We start from the raw sequence: 22,362 nt of genomic DNA, 5'->3' as shown, positions 1-22,362 counted from the left end.
CGTGTCTTCTTATAGAAATCATGCTATTGCAGGAATAATATTTGCTCTACCGTTTATTCCAAGTTTTTTTTATCTTTTCATTGCTTTGATTGGAGCATCTATTCCTGATATGGATCATAATACTAATAATATTAAAGTATATTCTATGTTTATTGTAGGATTAGTTTTGTCTGTATTATTATTATTTTTTGTTGATGGTGTGTCATTATCTGCTCTGATTATTTTGGTATTAGCTGTTCTTTTTTATTTTTCTAAACATAGAGGCTTTACTCATTCATTATTGGGAGTTATTATATTATCATTTCTTTTCATGTTAATGTTTATGGGATTTATACCTGTATTAAGTAGATTATCTTTGTATTTGGGATATAGTATTCCAAGTAGTTTGATGTTATTTATTATTTTAGCATTAATGGGTTATTTTGTTGTGAGTAGAAGGTATTTATTACCTTATTTGGTTGTATTAGCTCTTTATTTGCTAGTATTTCCTGTTGATTACTCTCTAATTCAATGGAAGGTTTGCTTTTTAATGTTATTTATAGGTGGTTTTAGTCATATAATACTTGATTTATGGACGCCTAAGGGTATAAAAGTGTTTAAACCATTTGTTGATACTACTTATCACAGATCTTTGGCTGTTATATTCATTGTTATATGGATTATTGCTTCATTTTTGCAATGTGGCATTATGGTACTTTTATAACGTTATTCCATCCTATTTTTACGTATGCCTAAAAATTAATTCATAACAATTAAATATGTCGGTTTTTATAAATAACAAGTATACTATATACTTGAAATTTTGAAGTTTTTCTTTTTTTAAGTATTAAGTTTTTATAGCTAATTGATTTAAATTTTATAATAAAAACGGAGTTTAATTTATGTTTTTAACTAGAATATTCTACGGAATAGAATTTTTCGTAGTTTTAGTAGTCGAAATAATAAAAGCAGTACTTGACACAAGTGCTAGCTGTCTCAAGGGTGAGGTAGATCCTGTAGTTCTAGAGATTAGACCTGATCTTAAAAGACCTGTATCTCTTGCTATTCTAAGTAATACTATCACATTAACACCTGGTACTATTACAATTGATATGAATCAAGAAGATCGCGTTTTAACAGTATCCGCTCTAACACCTCGTTCAACAGAGGACATTATCCCTCTTGAGCCATACATTAAAAAAATGTTAGAATAAACATAGGGTGATGAGATGGATTTTTTAACAATTTCAGAATTGTTCCTCATGTTATGTCTAATTATATACATGCTTGCAAACGTTAAGATTGCAGCAAGAAGAACTACTGGTTCAACACTTGCCGGTGTAGCTGGTTTTACAATTGCATTAGGCGTTGTATTAGCTATGGTAAGTACACTTACTGGTATTGACTTCTGTAGAGATATAGCATTCGCAATACTTATTTTAAGTCCTGTAGGAACAATAGCTGCAGCCTACGTATTAGGTGGAGGCGATTTATAATGGCAGACGCAGGATTTAATTTAGCACTATCTGTAACAATAGGTGATCCAATAGGCGTTATCCTAGGTATAATATTTATAATCTGTGGTATACTTGTATTAATTACAGCTAAAGGATTATTATGTAATACTGATGATGATGTAAAATACATTGTATTCGGTAGATTAGAAATATTAGGTATTGTAGACATGGTTAGTGTATTAGTTTTAATACTCATCGGACAACCAGCATTAGGACTAGTATACTTTGTATTAGCACCATTTGCTACACATGCAATAGCAAGTGGTCACTTCCGTGGAGAACAGGGGGAGCAATAATATGACAGATATAAGTTTCATAGTACAAAGTGCAATACCTTGGGTTTTATATATCTTCACAATATTAGGAGCTATAATTTGTTTAATGCAAAAAGATTCCTTAAGAATGGCAGTTTTAACCAGTATTACAGGATTCGCAATTGCAGCAATTTATCAAGTGTTATTAGCACCTGATGTAGCTTTAACACAGGCAGTAGTAGGAGCAGCAATTGTTCCAACTTTAGTAGCTCTAGCAATATTAAAGACAAGAGAAGAACCTGTATCTAAAGAGGATGGTGATTCCTAATGGTATTCAGTTCAGTACAAATGGGAGCATTAATTACAGCAGCATTATTAATGATTATTGGTACAGTAGGTTTAGTCTACTTAGATGATATAATTAAGAAAATCATAGGAGCATCATTTATAGGTGATGGAGTAAACCTTTTATTAATTTCATTAGGTTATAAAGCTAACGGAATAACATACATATTCTTACAGAATATGGAAGTTAACAGTTTCCTTGGTCAATCATCATATCCACTACCTTTCGCATTAGTATTAACTAGTATTGTAATTGGTGCAAGTACACTTGCAGTAATGTTAGCTTTAACAATAGTTTTATACAAAAGACACGGTACACTCAGCGCATCCGTCCTCTTAAATGATAAACGTTTTGGAGAGGATAATGATGAATAGTACTACAATTACAATAATCGGGGGTAGTTTATAATGGATGGAACAATCTTCATACCTCTAATGGTTATCATACCAATAATATGTGCTATATTAGTAAACCTTATACATGGTACAGATAAATTAACAAAAATTATATCAGTACTTGGTGCAATTTGTTTACCTTTAGTACCTATTATAGCAACATATGGAAATCATTACTTTGGTGGATATCAACCATTAATAAACGGCGGTTTAACAGCACAATTACCAGCATATGCTAATGCAATAATATCTGGTTCTGTATTAGAATATTTCCACCCAGCAATTACCTATGCATTTGGACCAGGTCAACAAATGATCTTATTCATATTAGGTATAGTTGCAATGTGTGCAGTATTCATATCAATCGCTGAAACAAGAAAAACATCTGGAGTATACTTATACTTATTATTCATGCTTTCAGCAGCATTAATGGCATTCGTATTAACAGATGATATATTCAACTTATACGTATTCTTTGAAATCGCAGCTCTAGTACAAGTAGGTTTAATACTCGTATCAAGAGTAAAAGGAAATTATGAAACTGGTTTAAAATACATGTTATTAGGAGAAATAGGTGGATCCTTCCTTTTATTAGGTATCGGTCTATTACTCGGTTTAACAGGTAACGTAAACATATCAGATATGGTAATGATGATACACAGTGGAGCAGTTGACCCAACTAACCCAGTATTATTATTCGCAGCAGGTATGTTAATCTATGGTTGGTTATATGCAACAGGATTACCACCATTCAACGCAATTAAATCAGAAGTTTACAGTAAAGGTTTACCTAGTGGTGCCATGATATTACAGTCATTCTCTGTAATAGGATGTATCACAATAGGTTTAACAATAATAAGAATATTCGGTTACTTACCAACAGTACAAATGGTAATTCTCGCAGTATCTGTATTAGCAATGATATTAGGTATCAGTATGGCTATGGTACAAGATGATTACAAACGTATCATCGCATACTTAGCAGTAGGAGAATTAGGTTATATTGGTGTAGGTTTAGGATTAGGAACCCCATACAGTATAACAGCTGGATTATTCCAAGCAGTAAACGAATTAGTAGTAACTTCATTCCTATTCATAGGATTTGGATTAGTATTATACAAAACCAAAACTAGTAAAATTAGTAAACTTGGTGGATTATTAGAACATATGCCTGTAGCAGCATTATTAATAGTATTAGCAGGATTCACAATGGCAGGAGTACCTCCATTCAATGTATTCCAAAGTAAATACATGTTATGTCAAGCTGCAATGACTGCAGGAATACCAGAATTAGCAATCATAATGATTATATTAAGTATTGTAACATTCTTAGCATTCTTAAAAATTACATATGCAATATTCCTCAGACCAAAACCAGACGATTTAGAAATATCCTCAGCTAATGTTCCAAAAACAACAATGGCTGTAATGTTCTTATTCCTAATCATTTGTCTCGTCATAGGTTTATGTCCTGACATAGTAACAAGCAGACTAGGTGTCCTAGCTTTATCCGCTTTAACATTATAAGGTGATATCATGAATATGTACGATAAATTAATAGAAACATTAAAAAGTACATTTGGGGCAGATCCTGAGAAAACATTAGTACCTGGATCAACAACATCATCAGTAATGTCTGCTGAATTAGTATTAATGGCATCATTATTAATTGCTGCATTAACTATTAGATTAGTAAGTCCTGCTTTGATGGTTGTTGTAGAAGTTGCATTAATATTAATATTCTTATATGCAACACCATTAATGCCTAAACTGTACAAAGAACATAACGATGACTTAAACAACATGATGTTTTATGCTGTTTTAGCATTAGCAATAATAGCAGTAGTATTTTACTGGGGGGTATTATAGATGAAAGCATCAATTAGAAGTGTAGCACTTGCTGTAGCATTACTTGCTTTCTCAGCAATATTCTTAAATTCAATGTATCAATTCAGTTACATGATTTTCCCTGGTATAAACTACATCTATCAAGGAGTAGGAGTATCAATAGCACCTAACTTAGTAACAAACATTGTATTCGATTTCAGGGGATTCGATACATTAGGTGAATCTTTAATATTAGTAAGTGCTGTTGTAACAACAATGCTTGTATTTGGTAGAGGAAAAGTAAACCTTGGAGGCAAAGACGATGAGTGATCTTCTTAAACTAATAGCATATCCATTATCTTTTATATTAATTGGTTATGGAGCTATGACAATCTTGGGTGGACATATAACACCTGGAGGGGGTTTCCAGGGTGGAGCTATCATGGCTTCAGGAGCTATCTTATGTATCCTTACATACGGATTGAAAGATAATCCATTTAACCTATCACACACCAGAATGTCCATAATTGAAAGTTGTGGAGCATTAGGTTATGTATTCTTAGGTTTATGTGGTTTATTCTTCAGTGGTTCATTCCTTTACAACTTAGGAACAAACATATATGATCTTGTACCTGCAAGCACAGCTAACATATTTAATTTCCCTGATGCATTACACGCAGGAATAATACCATATTTAAACATTGTTGTAGGTTTAAAAGTATTTATAGGATTAACAACATTAGTACTTCTCTTCTATGGTGTAACAAAATTCCATGAAGATTATGTTGATGATGAGGAAATAGAATAGGAGGATTAATAATGGTTTTAGAAAGTACAGTACCATTTTTAGCATCAGCAGCTCCTAACTTATTTGGAGTTTTATATACTGGTCCAACAATATGTGGATTTATTATAGGATTCCTAGCAGGAGCTATTATGCATAAAAACCCAACAAAAGGAATACACCTAAACACTTCCTCATGGATTGCAATAATAATCGGTGGTATAATAATAGCATACTGGTTAGGAACCTTCCCATATTATCAAGGTTTACCATTAGGACCGGGATTTGTAATGTCTATTATTGGTGCAATTATAGGTAGAGGATTAATAGGAACAAAATATGAAGCATAGTGGGGTAATATGAATGTATATAACAACAGCAAATTGTAATGGCTCAGGAAAATGTGTAGATGCTTGCCCTACTGATGCTATAAAATTAGTCGATGGGAAAGCAGTTAGTTGTATAACCTGTGGTAAATGTGAAAGAGTATGTCCAAACAAAGCCATATTCAAAAACCAATATGGTGGTTATGTAGTAGACAGGACTAAATGTAATCTCTGTGGTATGTGTATCAATGTATGCCCAGTAGATATGATTAAAGTAGAAGATGGAAAAATCATGGGTTTATGTTCTATGTGTGGAAAATGTGTACCAGCATGTCCAAACAATGCAAAAATGGCACCACCTAAAAGACCTGTTAAAATGGAAAAAGACATGGTTAATAGGATTAACATAGGAACAAACCATGAGGATTGTATAGAGTGTGGAAGATGTGCATACTTCTGTCCATCAAATTCAATTAAATTCTCATATATAGAACCAGGCGTCTGTACAAAATGTGATTTATGTATAGATGTTTGTCCAAGAAATGCAATTGGACCAATAGAGGAAGGGGGACAATATGAAATAGACATGCGTAAATGTGCAGTATGTTATAAATGTTTAATTGAGTGTCCTAACGATGCAATTGTAGCAAAACATTTAGAACTTAAAATACAACATCCAGAATATGATGTTGAAAATGACACAAAAATGATTTCATGTATTGAATGTAAATTATGTGCAGATGCATGTCCAACAGATGGACTACAAGTAATTAACAAAAGATTAAGATACGACGTTGATTACTGTTCACTAGGAAATAATGAAAATGGTGTAGAACATTGTGCAGAAGACTTTGAACACGCACCATGTGTAACTGCATGTCCACAAGGAATACTTGAATTTGTACCTGATTCCAAGATTACACTTGAAGGATTATGTGTAGAATGTAGTTTATGTGTAAAAGAATGTAAATACGGTGCACGTAAATTCGCTAACACAACATGGGATGGAGAAATCGCTTCAAGATGTATTAAATGTGGAATATGTGTAGAAGTTTGTCCAAAAGATGCATTAACACTTGAAGATGGCCAAGTAAAGGTTAACTTTGATAAATGTGTACTTTGTGAAAAATGTGCAATGTATTGTCCAGTAGGAGCAATACAAAAAACAACACCACTCAAAATGAGAATTGCAGACGGATATTCAATGCTCGACAACAATTTATGTATAAACTGTGAATTATGTGTTGATGCATGTGTATTTAAAGCAATAACTCGTGATGAGGAAGGTAACTTACAAATAAACCAAGACAGATGTATCTACTGTGGTGCCTGTAAAACTGCATGTCCTGCAAGAGCAATAAAAATACAAAGAGAATTCGAGGCAACAATATGAGTATAGTAAAAATATTTGTCAATGGAATCTACACTAACCTCAAAAGAATTATCTTTGGAAGTGAATGTAGAACTGATTTACAATTACGTCAAGATGTTTTAAATGGTAATGTAAAACCAGCACCTAAAGTTGCAGAAGCTGAATGTATTGGATGTGGAGGATGTTCTAACGTATGTCCTACAAAAGCTATTGTAATGGTACCAGTAGAACCAGAAGAAATAGCAGAAGGAATACTAAAAACAGCAGTACCAGAAATAGATGAAATCAAATGTGTACACTGTTACTACTGTCATGATTTCTGTCCAGTATTTGGATTATTTGGAGTAGCAGCTACAATACATCCAAACCACATTGGAAACAAATGTGATAAAGATGTAACAAGTATGCTTTTAGATCCAAGTGAAGTATCTGAGAAAAATATTCAATACATAGCTCAATACTTAACTGATGATTCAATCATTCAGAAAAATAGGGAATTAAAAGAAAAAGCACAAAAAGAAGCTGAAGAAAAAGCAGCTCAAAATAATGCAGAATTAGAGGGATAAACATGGGACTTAAATCACATTCTCGTAAAAAAGCGATACATCTTATGTTAGTATATACTGGTGGATGTAACGGCTGTGATATTGAAATAGTTAACACAGTTTTATCTCCTAAATTTGATATAGAACAATATAATGTATATCTAACTTGGAACCCAAGAGAAGCTGATGTACTAGTTGTATCAGGCCCTGTAACACACTGGACAAAAGAACCTTTAATAAAAATATATGAAGCTATACCAAAACCAAAATTAGTGGTTGCTGTAGGAGCATGTGCTTTAACTGGTGGAGTCTACAAGAATATTCATGGAGAAATTCCATCTGAGGAAATTGAAGGACCAGTGGATAACGTAATTCCAGTGGATGCTAAAATCCCTGGATGCGCAGTAAGGCCAGAAGATGTTGTAGCTGGAGTAGTATCAGTAATACCTATACTACTAGAAAAAGAGGATAAATAATTATAAAGGAGTAGTTATATGGTTACAAAAATAGATGGAGCAACAACTTGTAATGAAACTGAAAGACAAGTTTTTGAAACTGAAATAGATATGGGTACAGTACATCCAGCAGCTTTAGAACCTTATAGGGTTAGATTATTCGTAGAAGATGAAATTGTTAAAGATGCTGAAATAACTGTAGGTGTAAACCATAGAGGAATCGAAAGAATCATGGAAGGATTACCTGTAGAAAAAGCAAATGCTTTAACAGAAAAAGTATGTGGAATCTGTTCTAACGGACACATATACAATTCATGCCGTGTAGCAGAAGGAGCTATCGGTATTGAAATTCCAGAAAGAGCAATGTATCTACGTGTTATAGCAGAGGAACTAGAAAGATTACACAGTCACATGCTATACTTAGGACACGGTTCAGAAGCTTTATGTCATGAAACATTTGCTATGAGGATATTCTACATAAGGGAATCCGTTATGAGCCTTCTATATATGATGGGAGGAAACCGTGTACAATATGGTGTATCTGTACTTGGTGGTGTAAGACCAAGAGCAGATTTAAACCTTAAAGAACAACAAAAAGTTCTTGAAACAATGGACTATATCGATGATAAAGTAAGTGCTTTTGCAGAAAGATTTGTTTCTGACCCAGCTGTAATGAGCCGTATCACTGGTACAGGTGAATTATCACAGAAACAAGCATTAGCATTACACGTAACAGGACCAAGTTTAAGAGCAACAGGATATGAATATGACTACAGAGAAAAAATGTTCGAATACGATTCATTAGAATATGACATCATCACTCAGGATGGTGGAGACGTAAGAGCAAACATTCTCATGAGAGCAACAGAAATATTCCAATCAACAAGAATTATCAGACAAGCTGTAAAAAACTTACCTAAAGGCCCTGTAGTAAACAGAGACTGGGAAATGACAGATTCTCCAGTATATAAAAGTTACATCGAAGTACCTCGTGGAGTATGTTATCACTCATACGGTCTTGAAGATGGTAAAGTAAGACATAGTATTATAAGAACACCTTCAATGTCAAATATTGCTGCAATGCAGGAAGCTTGTATTGGACACCCAATGCAGGACGCTCAGCTTGCTATCGTATCATGTGATCCATGTTTCACTTGTACAGACAGAGCAATACAAGTAATTAAATTATAGGAGACTATATAATGGATTTAGTAACATCAATAGGATATGTTATAGGTGCTTTTATAATTGCTATGATTGTATGTCTATGGTTACCAGGTATTGAAAAGAAGACAGAAGCAAGAGTAGAACAGAGACTCGGACCTCAACTTTCAAGTCCTGGTATCTATGCAACATTAAAGTTCTTTTATAAACAAGCATTAAAACCATCCGCAGTAATGCCTAGAGTATATAATGCATTACCTGTAATAACATTGATTGTAGTAGCTGTAATATTCCTACTATTAATACCACAAGTAATGGTAGCATGGGGACCATTTGCAAGTCTAGTAGCAGTTGTTGGATTACTTAAAGTGGAAGAAGTAATGTACTTATTCATGAGTTCATTTTCACAATCACTTTTATCTAAAACAATGCCTTTCCCAGACCATGCAAAAGGTGGAAAACACATAGATGCTAAACAATCATTCTTAGAACAAATAAGCGCAAACAGATCATTAAAACTTATATCATATGGTAGTTTACCATTTTATATAGCTTTATTCATACCTGCTATAATGGCTCGTAGTATAAACTTACTAGATATTGTTGTATATCAACAAGTAGCTGGTCCTATACTATTCACATTACCAGGTATAATTGGTACAATAGTATTCTTCATAGGATTCTTAATTATACTTAACTCAAATCCTTTCGCATATCTGGAAGGTCATTCAGACGTAATTCAAGGTCCAATTCTTGAATACATGTCTAAATCAAGAGCTATATATGTAATGTCACACGCACTCCTAATCTTTGTTGGAGCATGTATATACTCCACATTATTCTTAGGAATGCCACCCGTATTTGGTATATCAATGATAGTACCTATCATAGTATCTATAATATTAACAATGGCAGCAGCTGTAGTAGCAGCATTCTCACCATTATTCACTAACCGTGAGTTCTATCCTACAGTTATCTCTACTAGTATGATTTCAGTAGTAGTTGTTATAGTTGCTTTCTTATAATGATAAGGTAATAATAAGATTTATAGGTGATATAATGAAAATAGTATTAAGACCACATCATATAATAAGTTTAGCTGGTTATATTGTAGAACTAAGGACATCATTTAGGAATTTAATTGTTGTAAATCATGAAGATGAACCAATTAAATTAGAAGTTCCTGTTCTTAATGATCAATGGATTGAAGAACACAGAGCTTTAGGTTTAGAAGTTATCCCAGTTAATGATGATGATAATTTCTTAGTAATGTATCAAATAGCTAAACATAAATTAGATGCAGAAAGAAAAGCTTTAGAAAGTAATTAAATTTACTTTCTATCTTAATTATTTTTTTTAGATTATTTTTTTAACATGATTTAACTTTTTTTATATTAATTTTGAACTTCAGTGATTTATTATTTTTATTGGGTTAACCTTTATATACTATGAAAAACTTAGGTATACCTAAGAAGCTATAAGTGTATAAGATATTATTAGAAGGAGGAATAAACTATGGTTAAAACTGTCGATAATTTAAAACCTGGAGAAACAGCTGTTGTTAAAAAACACAGAGTAAAAGGAGCTTTAGGAAAACACCTAAGAGAAATGGGTCTCGTTAACGGTACACCAATAAAACTTGAAAGAAAAGCACCATTAGGCTATCCTCTTGAAGTAAGGATTCAAGGATTTTCTTTAGCTTTAAGAAAAGAGGAAGCAGAATCTATTGAAGTAGAATAATTTTTAATTTAACTTTTTTGTATAACTTTACTTTTTTTAATGATAATAATTAATAAATAAATTTAGGTAAATCTAAATTTATATGTTTTGTTTAATAAAATAATTATTTTTTTAAATATATTTTATAATTATGAATATTTTCTTGAATATATTTTATTTTTTTATAATTTTTATTTACTTAACATTTATATAATAGAAGTTACTTAGATATATATAATTAGGTATAACTAAAAATGTATTAGTTACATGAATAACCTAATTTGATTGAATCGTTTCAATTATTAACATTATATATAAGACTAATTATTTTCAGGAGGAAAAAATAACATGGTTAAAACTGTTGACAATTTAAAACCTGGTGAGACAGGCATTGTTAAAAAACACAGAGTAAAAGGGGCTTTAGGAAAGCACTTAAGAGAAATGGGTCTTGTTAATGGTACACCAATAAAACTCGAAAGAAAAGCACCATTAGGTTATCCTCTGGAAATCAGAATTCAAGGATTTTCTTTAGCTTTAAGAAAAGAAGAAGCTGAATCCATTGAACTAGAGTAATTTTTTTTAACTCAATCATATAATATTTTTTAGGTAATTTAGATTATTTTTTAGTATTATTTATCTAATCTAATCACAATTAGTTTAGGTATACCTAAATTGATATTATTTTTATTTAAGAGGTAGAATATGGAAAAACTAAAATTCTTACTAGCTGGTAACCCTAACGTAGGAAAAAGTTCTGTATTTAATAATCTTACAGGAATGAAACAACACGTAGGTAACTGGCCAGGTAAAACAGTAGAACAAAAAGCAGGTAGTTTTGAATTCGATAACTACGAAATCGAAATGATTGATCTTCCAGGTAACTATAGTTTAACCCCGTATTCAGTAGAAGAACAAGTTTCAAGAGATGCAATAATTCATGAAGAAAATGATGCTGTAATCAATATTATTGATGCAGAAAACATTCAGAGAAACTTGTATTTAACTTTACAAATTATGGAAACAGGAGCAAATGTTGTTCTTGGAATAAACTTATTAGATTATGCTGAAGATGCAGGTATAAAGATTAACATTAAAAAATTAGAAGAAACTTTAGGAGTTCCCGCAGTAGTAATAGATGCAAGAGAGGGAACAGGTCTTAATGAATTAATAAGAACTTCTATAAAAGCAGCTAGACATCCTACAGATAACTCCAAAGGATTAACATATGGATTCGAATTAGATGACCATATAAATGAAGTAAAAGAGTTATTCCCTAATCTAAAAGTAGGATCAGCACCAAAATCATGGATTGCTGTTAAACTTTTAGAAGGTGATGATGAAGTATTAGATTTAGCTGAAGAATCACCTGATAAAGAAAATTTACGTAAAGTAACAGAAATTCGTAGACACTTAGAAGGCATATTAAACGATAATATAGATGATGCATTTATCGATGCCAGATATGGAGAAATCAATGGTATAATGAATAAATGTATCACTAAACCTAAATCTGAAAAATCAACTTTAACAGATAAAATTGATAGAATTGTTACAAACAAATACCTAGGAATTCCAATATTCTTAGCAGTAATCTATCTAGTATTCTACTTAACCTACACAATAGGAGGTCCTTATCAGGATTTAATTGATGCAGGATTTTCAGCATTAATTGACTATCTAACACCAATCTTAGGTGATGGATTAGTATCCTCATTTGTATTAAATGGTGTAATTGGTGGAGTAGGTTCAATACTCACATTCATTCCTATCATATTCATACTGTTTTTCCTGCTAAGTTTGATAGAAGACGTTGGATACTTAGCAAGAGCAGCATTTGTAATTGATAGAGCAATGTATAAAATAATGGGATTATCTGGAAAAGCATTCATTCCAATGATTCTAGGATTTGGTTGTGACGTAACAGGAGTAATGGCAACAAGAACACTATCCAATGAAAGTGATAGAATATCTACAATGTTAGCATTACCTTTTATTTCCTGTAGTGCAAGAATTCCAATATATGCATTATTCACAGCTGTATTCTTCACACAAAATCAAACAGAAGTTACATTTGCATTATACATATTAGGTATGATTATAGCAATAATAGTAGCAAAAACACTTAAAGGTACAGTATTTGCTGAGGAATCAGCTCCATTTATCATGGAATTACCACCATACAGATTACCAACATTAAAAAGTGCAACTTTACACATGTGGGAAAGAGGATCTCTTTTCATTAAAAAAGCAGGTACAATAATTCTTGGTACATCAATACTTGTATGGTTATTAGGAAACTTACCACCAGGTGTAGAAGAAGGATCAATTAACAGTATAATTGGTATAATTGGTAACGCAATAGCACCTGTATTTGCTCCATTAGGATTTGGATTCTGGCAAGCTGCAGTAGCACTAGTATTCGGTATCATGGCAAAAGAAATTGTAGTATCTACATTCGGTACATTATTCGGTGTAGGTGACGATGGTATAAGTGCAGTATTACCTACATTATTTACTCCACTATCATCACTATCATTCATGGTATTCGTATTATTATATGTTCCATGTTTCGCTTGTCTTGGTGCAATCAAAGAGGAATCCAATTCATGGAAATGGCTTGGAGCTTGTGTAGCGATATGTCTTGTAACGGCGTATGTTTGTGCGTTCATCGTTTATCAAGGTGGAGTGTTACTAGGATTTACTTAGAAAAATATAGTATTTTTTCCTCTACTATTTTTTCTATTAATAGTGATAAATTGGAGGTGTTTTAGTGATTATAGGAGTAAGAACTGATAAATCCAACTCTAGAAAAAAATCTAAATAAAATATAACAATGTTTATATTATATAATTATTATTAAATAAATAGTGAGAAGGAGGTATGTACATGATGCAATGTATGATTTGTGGATGTAAATTTGATGAGACAAAAGTAGAACCTTGTGGATGTAACTGTGCATTTGGAGGATGCAACGGAAAAAATGTAAGATGCCCTAATTGTGGACATGACATGCCTATTCCTTGGGAACTTAGAAAAAATCTTTCAAATAATATGAGTGCAGAAGATAAAACATCATTCCTTGAAAAGATAAAAAAATCTATAAAAATAGAACATTGAATATTATCTTGAAAAAAAATTTAATAATAGAACATTAAGTTAAATAAAACAATTAAGGTGGAATTACAATGATTGTAGAATGTAAACTTTGTGGAAATAAATTTGAATCTTCAGAAGCAGAAGAAATAGAATGTAACTGTGGATGTGGAGGAGAAAATGTACTTTGTCCAAATTGTGGATATGAAGTAAGATTACCACGGACAGGAATGCCAAAGAAAGTTAAAAAAGAAGAAGATATGGGCTTCTTTGGAAAAGTCATGAGTGCATTACGTATGGGAAATTAAATTTTATTATTCTTTTTTTTATTAATATTTATAACTAGAATAAACTTCAAGATTCTTTTTTTATTAAAATAATTAATTTTTGTATAATTGTCTTATTTTTTTATTAAAATAGTTTAAACTATAATTTAAATTAAATAATTTAAATAAACTATAGTATAGATTATTACTATATAATTTTTAGATGATTTTTTTTTTAAAATATAAATTTCTTCAAATAAATAATGAAATATAGATAAAACAAAGTTAAGGAGATAATCATGACAAATGTATTAGTTACAGGGGGGAACTGGATTTCTAGCTGGCTGGACAATCCGTAAAATTCTTGAAAAAGATTATGTAGTACGAACTACTGTAAGATCCATGAAAAAAAGTGAAAATGTAATTACAATGTTAAATAATGAAGGAGTAGATACCACAAATTTATCCTTTGAGGAAGCAGATTTGACTAAATCAGAGGGTTGGAGTAATGCTATGGAAAACATGGACTATGTGATACATACTGCTTCCCCATTAGGTGGAAATAATCATGAAAACCCGGAATTAATTCCAATTGCAAAGAAAGGTGTGGAAAATGTATTATCCTCTGCCATTGATGAAGGTGTAGAAAAAATTGTCATGACATCTAGTGAGGCAGCATGTTATCCTGATAAATCAAATGCTGATTCTAAAATTAATGAAAGTTATTGGATGGACTTTAATAATAAAGATATTACTAATTATCAGCGCTCTAAACTTATTGCTGAGAAAACTGCATGGGATATAATTGGAAAACAATCTCAATCTAACTTAGTAACTATATTACCTGGAGCAATTTTTGGTCCATATATGGATAAGAAGCGTAGCAGTACTGATCAAGTTTTTGAAATGCTTATGAAGGGAACACCAAGTCCAAATGTAATATATCCTGTGGGAGATGTAAGAGACCTTGCAGAGCTTCATATTCTTGCAATGGAAAATGATGCTGCAAATGGACAGCGATTTATTGCTGAATCTGAAGAAATAACTATGCCACAGATGGCTAAACTTTTAAAACAACAATTTCCTGATTATAAAGTAAGTACAAGAGTTATTCCCGATTTTATCATAAGAGTCATGGCTAGATTCCAGGCTCCAATGAAGGTATTAAATACTATGATAAGTTTGAAATATCATAGGGATAATACAAAAGCAAAAAAAGTTTTAGGATGGAATCCACGTTCTGCAGAAGAAACAGTTATAGATACTGTTAATTATATGATAGAAAGTAATATAATTTAATTTGGAAAAATCAGATAATAAAGACGCTTAAAAATAAATTTTATTGAATATTAAAATAAAATTTAAACTTCAAATATAAAACATGTTTTATTTAATCAATTTAAATAAAACTACTTATTTTTTTCTTAAAAATAAAAATAAAAAGAAAAGTACTTAGTTAAATTATATACTTTAGAATTTTATAGGGCATTGTATTCAAGAGTATAATTATATGAATAGTGGTGAAATGGAATATATTATATTGTTAATCTTAAATTTATTAGGGGTTAAATTTAAATCCTTTCTAATATGAATTCATAATAATTACAATACCCTTTTTTTCCTTTTACTATACATATTTTTTTTTTATTAAGTGGAATATTAGTTGGGTGAGTATTAATTTTCCACTAATTATTATATTAATTAACTACTTATATAAAGATTACTTTATTTTTTATAAATAATATTTAATTAATTTCTAGTTTTCACAGTAATTCAATTATCATAAAAATAGTCTATCTTAATATGAACCAGTCTTATTAATATATAATCATAATTAAATTCAATTAATTAAGGAATCAAGCTTAATTAATATCAAGTACTAATTATAATTATAGTAACAAGTATTAGATTAATCAAAATATATTTTTATCAAAGGGAGATATTAATGATAAATGCAATAATTATGCGTGTAATAGATAAACCAGGAGTTTTAAGAAAATTAACTCAGTTTATTTCAGAGAAGGAAATAAATATAATTTATACTTATATTCATTCTGAATCTGAGAAGTATGCGTCAACATACTTAGAATTGGAAGATGTACAGGATATAACTGAATTAATGTCTGAATTAAATAAGATTCCTGAGGTTGAAGATGTGAAAGAGTCTCCAACTATGAATAATGTATGGGGAAAACGAATAATTATTATGGGTGGTGGAGCACAGGTTTCTCAAGTAGCACTGGGTGCAATAACTGAAGCAGACCGTCATAATATAAGAGGCGAACGTATAAGTGTGGATACAGTACCATTAGCAGGTGAACAGAAATTAGAAGAAGCAGTAAGAGCTGTAGGTTCATTATCCCGTGTGGGCGTCCTTGTTTTAGCCGGTTCTTTAATGGGAGGATCTATTGTAAATGCAATTGATGAAATTAAAGAAAAATATGGTATTAAAGTAATAAGCTTAAATATGGTTGGTTCTGTAGTAGATCATGCTGATTTAGTAGTAACTGACCCAGTACAAGCTGGGGTCATGGCAGTAATGGCTGTGGCTAATACAGCTAAATTTGACATAGACCGTGTTAATAGGACCTTATAAAACATGTTTCTCTTTTTTCTATTTTTCACAGGGACTTTTTTCTAATTTTACATATTCATTTATAGATTCGCGTGTTGTACCTATAATTATGTTGTATGATTTTTCTTCACTGTCTTGATAACTTACTTCTTCACATACACCAGATGCAATAACATTTTCATTATTTTTAACAATACCTGTATAAGTATGTGTAAATGATATGATATTTTCAATATTTACGTAGGGACCATCTAAAATTTCAATATTTCCAATAGAATAGATAGCTGGAGTATCATAAGATTGCTCATCATCAACTATTTGACATTTAATTTTCATAGAACCAATCTGTTTATAATGCACAGATTCATTAAAATCAATATCAGACGGATTTCTAGTAGAAAGAATATCAAATAACGTACCTTTTATAAGACCACGATTATTTTTTCTAGATTCATACCATACAAATTCATCAAAACTCATGGAATCATCCTTTATTCTTTTATGATATACCCTGTTCCAGTATTCACCACTAATTTTATCAAGAACACTAGAATCATCATTCTTTAACTTACCATATAATTTTCGAGCTTTTTTATGATTATCTAATCCAAATACTATGAAATCAATATCAGAATCTTCTCTTTCAAGACCTGCAAGCGTAGAACCAGTAATACCCATATTATCATAACTAATTCCGGCTTCATCATGGAAAGTATTAGCTAATAATTTAACTTTTTCATAATACTTGTTATCACTATTATCATTGAGAATTTCATTTAATCTTGCAATGGGACTATGAACCTCTAGAATATCATCTACAGGCACACCCATCATCTTTTTATTCTCAACATTCCAGTAGAATAAGTAGTCTGGATGATATTTCTCCAGGTATTCGTATGCTTCTTTACTATTAACTTTTTTATAATGTATACCATTACGCTCACGGTCTCCCTCTTCACATGGAACGTAACGTAAAAAAGCAATTATTTTATCTTTAGGATGATAATAAGTATTAACAGCAAAAAATAAGTTATCTTTGGTTTCAATAAAATAACGTGGTCTAATATTCATAATAATACTCCTTAAATAATTAATATTAATAATTCTATAATCGAATTCCTATTTAATTTTCGAAAACAAATCTATAAATTTTAAAAACAATAAATAATATTAAAGGATGATAAAATGCAGTACTTAAAATGGAAAGATGGAAATGAATATGATGGAAGTCAAATTAATCCATCATGGGCATTTCAGGAATTTGGAGTAAAAGATTCTACTATAGTGTCATGGGTAGGTCCTATGAACATATTAGGCGATAATTTAATAGATTATGAAGATGTTGGAGTAGATATAAAAGGAAATCTCATGTTAAACTTTATAGTAGAACACTTTGATGAACAACCAGGAAATTTAAAGCTAGCATATCATAGACAGAGAATGTTAGTGATGATAACACGAGATAAACTATTAGATTACGGAATACGAACAACTCAAGATGGTGATGACATATTCATAGATAATAAGAAATTATCAGTATCAATAGCAACAGCTTCAATTAGTACAATGAAAATGCATTTTGCATTAAATATTACAACTGAAGGAACACCGGTTGATGTTGAAACATCAGCATTAGAAGATAATAATATGAGTATGGAACAAATACATGAATTACAGGATTCTATTGCAAATACATATATGGAATATATAGAAACAATAGATAAAGATATAACAAAAACAAGGGTATTCTAGGAGTTAATAATGATGAAAGTAAATTTAGATGGAATTCATTCAAATTTAAGATTTTCAGCAGCACACATGGTTATAGGTCATGAATCATGTGGTAAAATACATGGTCATAGTTATATTGTGGATGTTGAAGTAGAAGGAAAAAGATCTGGAAAATTTGGTTTTGTAATTGATTTCAAGGTATTGAAAAATATCACAAGAAAAATCTGTAAATCATTAGATCATAGATTATTAATACCTGTAGATAGTCCTGATTTGGAGATAACCTATCAAGATGATAAAACAGTTGAATTCACAATACTTGGTGAACTTGAATATAAAATACCTAAATCTGATGTTGTATTATTACCAATAATATCAACAACTGCAGAATCACTATCAATATACATAACTGATGTAATTGTCAATGAACTTGAGGACACTAGTACTTTAGAATATATTGAAGTACAAGTAAATGAGGGTATTGGACAAGGTGCATCTTATCATAAACAATTAAATGAATAGGAGGATGTACAAATCACTCCTAAAATAATAGAAATATTCTCAAGTATCCAGGGTGAGGGAGTACTCATAGGAAAACGTCAGATATTCATAAGATTTTCAAGATGTAACATTAACTGCAAATACTGTGATACGCAAAATAGTAAAGATGGAGAAATAGGTAAAGAATATTCTTATGAACAATTAAATGACATAATAATGGATTTGATGACACCTGATTTTGATTCCCTTGAAATTACTGGTGGTGAACCATTACTCAGTGCAGATTACATACATGATTTCTTAGAAAAATATCCATACAAGGCAATGTTAGAAACAAATGCTACATTACCTGATGAATTAGAAAAAGTATTGGATGTTATTGATATTGTATCCATGGATATAAAACTACCAGAACATTTTAATACAAATGATGAGTGGAATCAGGTATATGATAATGAACTAAAGTCAATACAATTAATGGAAAAAGTTCATCAGAACTATTATATTAAAATAGTTGTATCACCAACCACACCTCTAAAGATTATAAAGAAAATAAGATCTGATTTAGAAAAAGTGGCAAGTAGTAATGTTGAAATAATTATTCAACCAGTTAGTCCTATGGAATTATGGGATAAAAAAGAAGTACTGTTTAATATATCTGAAATTATTGGAAAAAGTTTTCCAGTATCAGTAATACCTCAAATACATAAATATCTTGATGTTGAATAAAAAAGGATTAATCTCCCCTATTTTTTTCTTTAAATTATTTTTTTTTTATCAAAAAACTATTTCTGAACTATTTAATATTGGATAAATAATTTCTAATTTTATAAAAAAAAGGTAAAAAAAAGGGTGTGGGAATTGTTTTATTCTTTGGAACGTATCAGACGTTTAACATAGTCATTTGCCCATGTAAATGTTACGATACATGCAACAAGTTCACCAATAATAATACCCCACCATGCACCATATTCACCCCATCCAAATGGAATAGCAAATATGTATGCAATTATTATTGTGAAGACCAATTCTCTAAGAAGTGTCTGGAACATTGAAGTTACACCCTTACCAACACCTTGGAATAAGAATGTTGATGGTGCACCTATAGCCATAAATATATAGAAAAATACCATTAATCTTAGAAATTGAATCATTTTAGGTGCAAGATATGCGCTGTTGCTTGAATATGAGAATAACATTACGATTTGTGGTGAAAATACGTAAACAAAAATTCCTGTAATTATAGCAGCAATAATTGATAGTTTTACACTATATCTGTGAGTAACACGTATGTTTTCGTAACGATTAGCACCAAGATTAGCACCTATTATAGATACTGATGCTGTGGATATACCAATAACAGGCATAATACCTATTGATACTATTCTCCAACCAGTAGAATAAACTGCTACTGCATCCGTATTTGCAACTATTGTAAGTAATGCTGAGAATAAACCAGCAAATATTGCACTTAGTAACATCTCTAAACTTGCAGGAAGACCTACTTTTAAAATATCTTTGGATATTTCGCTATTATACTTGAAATTACTCCAAACAGGTTTTAGATAAGTATCTTTTTTAACGTAGAACCAGTATGCTAATACAAGTATCACGATGCTTACTGAAAGTAATGTAGCATAAGCTGCTCCTGCAACACCTAAATTTAATCCATATATGAATATTGGGTCAAGAATGATGTTCAGTACTCCTGAGATAGTCATAGCATACATTGTTCTCTTAACATCACCTTCAGCTCGTAGTATTCCATACATAACGTTAGGTAATATGAATAGAATAGCACCAGTGAACATAATAATACCATAATCTCTTGCATATTGAATAGTATTACCAGATCCCATTGCAATTAGAATAGGATCTAAAAGTATGAGAAGTACTACTGAAACTATAATAGATATAATTATGGTAATTAGAATAGAATGTACTGCACCATTGTCTGCTTTAGATTTATGTTTTTCTCCTATGTACTTTGATAATGCAGAGGTAGCTCCAGCACCAAGACCATTACCTACTCCTACAAGTACAAGAAATATAGGTGTAACATATCCTACACCTGCAAGTGCATCTGCACCTAATCCTGCCACCCATGCAGCATCTGCAAGGTTATATATACTAATAAGTAGCATGGATATAATTAAAGGCACGGACATTTTTCTTAAACCCTGTTTAGGATCTCCAAGAATAGTTTCTACTCCCTTGGTAGTTTTATTATTTTTATTATTAGTTTCTCCAGTAACTTTATCAAACCTCCTCTACAATAATCAATATAATTTTCTTGTTCTATTATGTCTAAGTAATTAGTTACTTAATAATATATAAATTAAACGATTTTGTAAAAATATTATTTCCAGTACATTCAGATAAATCTGTAAACTGTTATATAGGGTTTTCATTACAAATAAGCGTATTAATCGATATTTATTATTATAATAAAGTTATGATTCTCAGTTAAAATTTTAATTAAGTATATATGTATACATCCTAATCTCGAAATAAACAATATTCCTTGTATTATTATTTTTAACCTATGTCCTATCTTTATTTTTACAATTTAAAACAGTTTAAAGAGTACTTTATTTTTATTAATATTCATGAATGCTGTAAAAAGATATGTTTTCTACAAAGTCAATAAAACAGTATAATCTGTTTTAAAATTAGTCATTGATTTTATATATATAATTCATAGTATATATTTCTAGACTAACTTATTCCCGAAACAAAATAAAACATTAATGTTGATAAACGAATAAAATTATACGTCTGGTTTTATAAAATTCTCGAAAAATAAATAAAGAATCTTATATAAGTAAAATTAAATTATTAATTATGTTATTATTTTTTTAATAACCCGGAGTGATGAACATGGAATTAAATATGAAAGACAACCTTGGTATAAAAGATGCTATGACATATAATGTCATAACTGCAAATACTGATACAAATATATCAGATATAGCAGCTATCATGACAGAGCATAATATTAGTTCCGTGGTTATAGAAGATCAAAAAGTAGAAGGAATAGTTACAAGTAATAATATTATTTCAAAAGTTGTATCTAAAAATATTTCACCACAAGATATAACCGCGGACATGGTTATGGATAAATTTATCTCAGTAAACCCTGAAACTTCTTTAATTGAAGCATCATCTTTAATGATTAAGAATAATTGTAAAGTTTTACTAGTAATAGATGATAATCAACAATTAAAAGGAATATTAACCTTAACAGACATTGTACGAGTATCTCCAGAATTAATTGAATTATTTGTAGAAGAAACAAATATTGATAATTTCGTAGACAATGAATATTCTTCAGAGTCAGATGAAAGATTAGAAGAGGGAGTTTGTGAGAAATGTGGTGTTTATGGTCAATTAGAGAATAATAATGGACAATATTTATGTCAAGAATGTATTGACGATAAACTATCCGAAGAATAATTAAAAAAATAAGAAAAAAACTACTAATTAAAAAAGGTAACATTTTAAAAAAATACA

General features: G+C 30.6%; 29 protein-coding genes and 1 pseudogene. 28 read left to right on the top strand and 2 right to left on the bottom strand.

The annotated features are described in order from the left end of the window. Nucleotide 1 precedes the first annotated feature (1 nt). The 24 genes and pseudogenes from OTK55_RS02265 to OTK55_RS02150 all read left to right on the top strand — a co-directional run bounded on the left by OTK55_RS02265 (nt 2) and on the right by OTK55_RS02150 (nt 16,638). The gene (locus OTK55_RS02265; RefSeq protein WP_274870346.1) at nt 2-703 is read left to right on the top strand and encodes a metal-dependent hydrolase; all 702 of its coding nucleotides are present in this window, start codon (nt 2-4) and stop codon (nt 701-703) included. Nucleotides 704-881: 178 nt separating this feature from the next. After that, nucleotides 882-1,193, top strand: coding sequence for a Na+/H+ antiporter subunit E (locus tag OTK55_RS02260; protein WP_274870345.1), 312 nt, complete (start codon nt 882-884; stop codon nt 1,191-1,193). A gap of 15 nt (nt 1,194-1,208) precedes the next feature. Further along, nucleotides 1,209-1,475, top strand: coding sequence for a hypothetical protein (locus OTK55_RS02255; RefSeq protein ID WP_274870344.1), 267 nt, complete (start codon nt 1,209-1,211; stop codon nt 1,473-1,475). After that, nucleotides 1,475-1,792 carry a cation:proton antiporter gene (locus tag OTK55_RS02250; protein WP_274870342.1) on the top strand — a complete coding sequence of 106 codons (318 nt, stop codon included), beginning with the start codon at nt 1,475-1,477 and terminating at the stop codon, nt 1,790-1,792. The genes OTK55_RS02255 and OTK55_RS02250 overlap by 1 nt, the downstream gene beginning before the upstream one ends. 1 nt (nt 1,793) lies before the next feature. Then, nucleotides 1,794-2,078 (top strand): DUF4040 domain-containing protein, encoded by a 285-nt coding sequence (locus tag OTK55_RS02245; RefSeq protein ID WP_274870340.1) that lies wholly within the window; start codon nt 1,794-1,796, stop codon nt 2,076-2,078. After that, the gene (locus OTK55_RS02240; protein WP_274870338.1) at nt 2,078-2,470 is read left to right on the top strand and encodes a cation:proton antiporter subunit C; all 393 of its coding nucleotides are present in this window, start codon (nt 2,078-2,080) and stop codon (nt 2,468-2,470) included. Before OTK55_RS02245 ends, OTK55_RS02240 begins: the two co-directional genes overlap by 1 nt. Nucleotides 2,471-2,503: 33 nt before the next feature. Next, nucleotides 2,504-4,018 (top strand): energy conserving hydrogenase EhbF, encoded by a 1,515-nt coding sequence (gene ehbF / locus OTK55_RS02235; protein ID WP_274870337.1) that lies wholly within the window; start codon nt 2,504-2,506, stop codon nt 4,016-4,018. Nucleotides 4,019-4,033: 15 nt separating this feature from the next. After that, the gene (locus tag OTK55_RS02230) at nt 4,034-4,360 is read left to right on the top strand and encodes an energy-converting hydrogenase B subunit G, EhbG (protein WP_274870336.1); all 327 of its coding nucleotides are present in this window, start codon (nt 4,034-4,036) and stop codon (nt 4,358-4,360) included. Further along, nucleotides 4,361-4,648, top strand: coding sequence for an EhbH (locus OTK55_RS02225; RefSeq protein WP_274870335.1), 288 nt, complete (start codon nt 4,361-4,363; stop codon nt 4,646-4,648). Next, nucleotides 4,641-5,126: an MnhB domain-containing protein gene (locus tag OTK55_RS02220; RefSeq protein ID WP_274871743.1), complete on the top strand. Its 486-nt coding sequence runs from the start codon at nt 4,641-4,643 to the stop codon at nt 5,124-5,126. The genes OTK55_RS02225 and OTK55_RS02220 overlap by 8 nt, the downstream gene beginning before the upstream one ends. Before the next feature lie 11 nt (nt 5,127-5,137). After that, nucleotides 5,138-5,452: a hypothetical protein gene (locus OTK55_RS02215; protein WP_274870334.1), complete on the top strand. Its 315-nt coding sequence runs from the start codon at nt 5,138-5,140 to the stop codon at nt 5,450-5,452. Nucleotides 5,453-5,465: 13 nt separating this feature from the next. Then, a complete protein-coding gene (locus tag OTK55_RS02210) occupies nt 5,466-6,821 on the top strand; it encodes a 4Fe-4S binding protein (protein ID WP_274870333.1) in 1,356 nt (451 codons plus the stop codon). Next, nucleotides 6,818-7,366, top strand: coding sequence for a 4Fe-4S dicluster domain-containing protein (locus tag OTK55_RS02205; RefSeq protein WP_274870332.1), 549 nt, complete (start codon nt 6,818-6,820; stop codon nt 7,364-7,366). The genes OTK55_RS02210 and OTK55_RS02205 overlap by 4 nt, the downstream gene beginning before the upstream one ends. A 2-nt stretch (nt 7,367-7,368) precedes the next feature. Beyond that, complete coding sequence (locus OTK55_RS02200) at nt 7,369-7,821, top strand: NADH-quinone oxidoreductase subunit B family protein (protein ID WP_274870330.1); 453 nt, start codon at nt 7,369-7,371, stop codon at nt 7,819-7,821. An 18-nt stretch (nt 7,822-7,839) separates the two neighbouring features. After that, a complete protein-coding gene (locus OTK55_RS02195; protein ID WP_274870329.1) occupies nt 7,840-8,991 on the top strand; it encodes a hydrogenase large subunit in 1,152 nt (383 codons plus the stop codon). Between the two features lie 11 nt (nt 8,992-9,002). After that, nucleotides 9,003-9,989: a respiratory chain complex I subunit 1 family protein gene (locus tag OTK55_RS02190; protein WP_274870327.1), complete on the top strand. Its 987-nt coding sequence runs from the start codon at nt 9,003-9,005 to the stop codon at nt 9,987-9,989. A 34-nt stretch (nt 9,990-10,023) separates the two neighbouring features. After that, complete coding sequence (locus OTK55_RS02185; protein WP_274870326.1) at nt 10,024-10,293, top strand: energy-converting hydrogenase B subunit P; 270 nt, start codon at nt 10,024-10,026, stop codon at nt 10,291-10,293. A 186-nt stretch (nt 10,294-10,479) separates the two neighbouring features. Then, complete coding sequence (locus tag OTK55_RS02180) at nt 10,480-10,704, top strand: FeoA family protein (RefSeq protein ID WP_274870325.1); 225 nt, start codon at nt 10,480-10,482, stop codon at nt 10,702-10,704. A 327-nt stretch (nt 10,705-11,031) separates the two neighbouring features. Beyond that, nucleotides 11,032-11,256, top strand: a complete 225-nt coding sequence (locus OTK55_RS02175) for a FeoA family protein (RefSeq protein WP_274870324.1) — start codon at nt 11,032-11,034, stop codon at nt 11,254-11,256. 129 nt (nt 11,257-11,385) lie between these two features. After that, entirely contained in the window at nt 11,386-13,389 is a 2,004-nt protein-coding gene (gene feoB, locus OTK55_RS02170) for a ferrous iron transport protein B (RefSeq protein WP_274870323.1), read from the top strand. A gap of 180 nt (nt 13,390-13,569) precedes the next feature. Continuing rightward, the gene (locus OTK55_RS02165; RefSeq protein ID WP_274870322.1) at nt 13,570-13,800 is read left to right on the top strand and encodes a hypothetical protein; all 231 of its coding nucleotides are present in this window, start codon (nt 13,570-13,572) and stop codon (nt 13,798-13,800) included. A gap of 68 nt (nt 13,801-13,868) precedes the next feature. Beyond that, nucleotides 13,869-14,084 carry a hypothetical protein gene (locus OTK55_RS02160; protein WP_274870321.1) on the top strand — a complete coding sequence of 72 codons (216 nt, stop codon included), beginning with the start codon at nt 13,869-13,871 and terminating at the stop codon, nt 14,082-14,084. A 291-nt stretch (nt 14,085-14,375) separates the two neighbouring features. Further along, nucleotides 14,376-15,341, top strand: a pseudogene (locus OTK55_RS02155) (NAD-dependent epimerase/dehydratase family protein); the annotation flags it as partial. Nucleotides 15,342-15,987: 646 nt separating this feature from the next. Further along, nucleotides 15,988-16,638, top strand: a complete 651-nt coding sequence (locus OTK55_RS02150; RefSeq protein ID WP_274870319.1) for a DUF5612 domain-containing protein — start codon at nt 15,988-15,990, stop codon at nt 16,636-16,638. Nucleotides 16,639-16,656: 18 nt separating this feature from the next. On the opposite strand, the gene OTK55_RS02145 is transcribed toward OTK55_RS02150, so the two are convergent. Further along, nucleotides 16,657-17,688, bottom strand: coding sequence for a nucleotidyltransferase domain-containing protein (locus OTK55_RS02145; protein ID WP_274870317.1), 1,032 nt, complete (start codon nt 17,686-17,688; stop codon nt 16,657-16,659). 114 nt (nt 17,689-17,802) lie between these two features. On the opposite strand from OTK55_RS02145, the gene OTK55_RS02140 reads away from it, so the two are divergent. Genes OTK55_RS02140 through OTK55_RS02130 form a run of 3 tightly spaced genes read left to right on the top strand, consistent with a single transcriptional unit; the run spans nt 17,803 to nt 19,578 of the window. Then, nucleotides 17,803-18,369 (top strand): DUF366 family protein, encoded by a 567-nt coding sequence (locus tag OTK55_RS02140; protein WP_274870316.1) that lies wholly within the window; start codon nt 17,803-17,805, stop codon nt 18,367-18,369. Nucleotides 18,370-18,381: 12 nt separating this feature from the next. Beyond that, the gene (locus OTK55_RS02135; protein WP_274871742.1) at nt 18,382-18,870 is read left to right on the top strand and encodes a 6-carboxytetrahydropterin synthase; all 489 of its coding nucleotides are present in this window, start codon (nt 18,382-18,384) and stop codon (nt 18,868-18,870) included. 12 nt (nt 18,871-18,882) lie between these two features. Beyond that, entirely contained in the window at nt 18,883-19,578 is a 696-nt protein-coding gene (locus OTK55_RS02130) for a 7-carboxy-7-deazaguanine synthase QueE (RefSeq protein ID WP_326520463.1), read from the top strand. A gap of 137 nt (nt 19,579-19,715) precedes the next feature. Here OTK55_RS02130 and OTK55_RS02125 read toward each other — a convergent pair whose 3' ends face one another. Continuing rightward, nucleotides 19,716-21,017, bottom strand: a complete 1,302-nt coding sequence (locus OTK55_RS02125; RefSeq protein ID WP_274870315.1) for an MATE family efflux transporter — start codon at nt 21,015-21,017, stop codon at nt 19,716-19,718. 712 nt (nt 21,018-21,729) lie between these two features. On the opposite strand from OTK55_RS02125, the gene OTK55_RS02120 reads away from it, so the two are divergent. Beyond that, entirely contained in the window at nt 21,730-22,305 is a 576-nt protein-coding gene (locus tag OTK55_RS02120) for a CBS domain-containing protein (protein WP_274870314.1), read from the top strand. The last annotated feature ends 57 nt before the right edge of the window (nt 22,306-22,362 follow it).

Origin of the sequence: Candidatus Methanosphaera massiliense (assembly GCF_028890305.1) — an archaeon.
Taxonomy (GTDB): domain Archaea; phylum Methanobacteriota; class Methanobacteria; order Methanobacteriales; family Methanobacteriaceae; genus Methanosphaera; species Methanosphaera massiliense.
This window is presented reverse-complemented; position numbering and strand designations above follow the sequence as displayed.

Excerpts from the sequence above, each read along its gene's own strand:
- OTK55_RS02260 (WP_274870345.1), top strand. The coding sequence starts at position 882 with ATGTTTTTAACTAGAATATTCTACGGAATAGAATTTTTCGTAGTTTTA.
- OTK55_RS02255 (WP_274870344.1), top strand. The coding sequence starts at position 1,209 with ATGGATTTTTTAACAATTTCAGAATTGTTCCTCATGTTATGTCTAATT.
- OTK55_RS02250 (WP_274870342.1), top strand. The coding sequence starts at position 1,475 with ATGGCAGACGCAGGATTTAATTTAGCACTATCTGTAACAATAGGTGAT.
- OTK55_RS02245 (WP_274870340.1), top strand. The coding sequence starts at position 1,794 with ATGACAGATATAAGTTTCATAGTACAAAGTGCAATACCTTGGGTTTTA.
- OTK55_RS02240 (WP_274870338.1), top strand. The coding sequence starts at position 2,078 with ATGGTATTCAGTTCAGTACAAATGGGAGCATTAATTACAGCAGCATTA.
- ehbF (WP_274870337.1), top strand. The coding sequence starts at position 2,504 with ATGGATGGAACAATCTTCATACCTCTAATGGTTATCATACCAATAATA.
- OTK55_RS02230 (WP_274870336.1), top strand. The coding sequence starts at position 4,034 with ATGTACGATAAATTAATAGAAACATTAAAAAGTACATTTGGGGCAGAT.
- OTK55_RS02225 (WP_274870335.1), top strand. The coding sequence starts at position 4,361 with ATGAAAGCATCAATTAGAAGTGTAGCACTTGCTGTAGCATTACTTGCT.
- OTK55_RS02220 (WP_274871743.1), top strand. The coding sequence starts at position 4,641 with ATGAGTGATCTTCTTAAACTAATAGCATATCCATTATCTTTTATATTA.
- OTK55_RS02215 (WP_274870334.1), top strand. The coding sequence starts at position 5,138 with ATGGTTTTAGAAAGTACAGTACCATTTTTAGCATCAGCAGCTCCTAAC.
- OTK55_RS02210 (WP_274870333.1), top strand. The coding sequence starts at position 5,466 with ATGTATATAACAACAGCAAATTGTAATGGCTCAGGAAAATGTGTAGAT.
- OTK55_RS02205 (WP_274870332.1), top strand. The coding sequence starts at position 6,818 with ATGAGTATAGTAAAAATATTTGTCAATGGAATCTACACTAACCTCAAA.
- OTK55_RS02200 (WP_274870330.1), top strand. The coding sequence starts at position 7,369 with ATGGGACTTAAATCACATTCTCGTAAAAAAGCGATACATCTTATGTTA.
- OTK55_RS02195 (WP_274870329.1), top strand. The coding sequence starts at position 7,840 with ATGGTTACAAAAATAGATGGAGCAACAACTTGTAATGAAACTGAAAGA.
- OTK55_RS02190 (WP_274870327.1), top strand. The coding sequence starts at position 9,003 with ATGGATTTAGTAACATCAATAGGATATGTTATAGGTGCTTTTATAATT.
- OTK55_RS02185 (WP_274870326.1), top strand. The coding sequence starts at position 10,024 with ATGAAAATAGTATTAAGACCACATCATATAATAAGTTTAGCTGGTTAT.
- OTK55_RS02180 (WP_274870325.1), top strand. The coding sequence starts at position 10,480 with ATGGTTAAAACTGTCGATAATTTAAAACCTGGAGAAACAGCTGTTGTT.
- OTK55_RS02175 (WP_274870324.1), top strand. The coding sequence starts at position 11,032 with ATGGTTAAAACTGTTGACAATTTAAAACCTGGTGAGACAGGCATTGTT.
- feoB (WP_274870323.1), top strand. The coding sequence starts at position 11,386 with ATGGAAAAACTAAAATTCTTACTAGCTGGTAACCCTAACGTAGGAAAA.
- OTK55_RS02165 (WP_274870322.1), top strand. The coding sequence starts at position 13,570 with ATGATGCAATGTATGATTTGTGGATGTAAATTTGATGAGACAAAAGTA.
- OTK55_RS02160 (WP_274870321.1), top strand. The coding sequence starts at position 13,869 with ATGATTGTAGAATGTAAACTTTGTGGAAATAAATTTGAATCTTCAGAA.
- OTK55_RS02150 (WP_274870319.1), top strand. The coding sequence starts at position 15,988 with ATGATAAATGCAATAATTATGCGTGTAATAGATAAACCAGGAGTTTTA.
- OTK55_RS02145 (WP_274870317.1), bottom strand. The coding sequence starts at position 17,688 with ATGAATATTAGACCACGTTATTTTATTGAAACCAAAGATAACTTATTT.
- OTK55_RS02140 (WP_274870316.1), top strand. The coding sequence starts at position 17,803 with ATGCAGTACTTAAAATGGAAAGATGGAAATGAATATGATGGAAGTCAA.
- OTK55_RS02135 (WP_274871742.1), top strand. The coding sequence starts at position 18,382 with ATGAAAGTAAATTTAGATGGAATTCATTCAAATTTAAGATTTTCAGCA.
- OTK55_RS02125 (WP_274870315.1), bottom strand. The coding sequence starts at position 21,017 with ATGTCCGTGCCTTTAATTATATCCATGCTACTTATTAGTATATATAAC.
- OTK55_RS02120 (WP_274870314.1), top strand. The coding sequence starts at position 21,730 with ATGGAATTAAATATGAAAGACAACCTTGGTATAAAAGATGCTATGACA.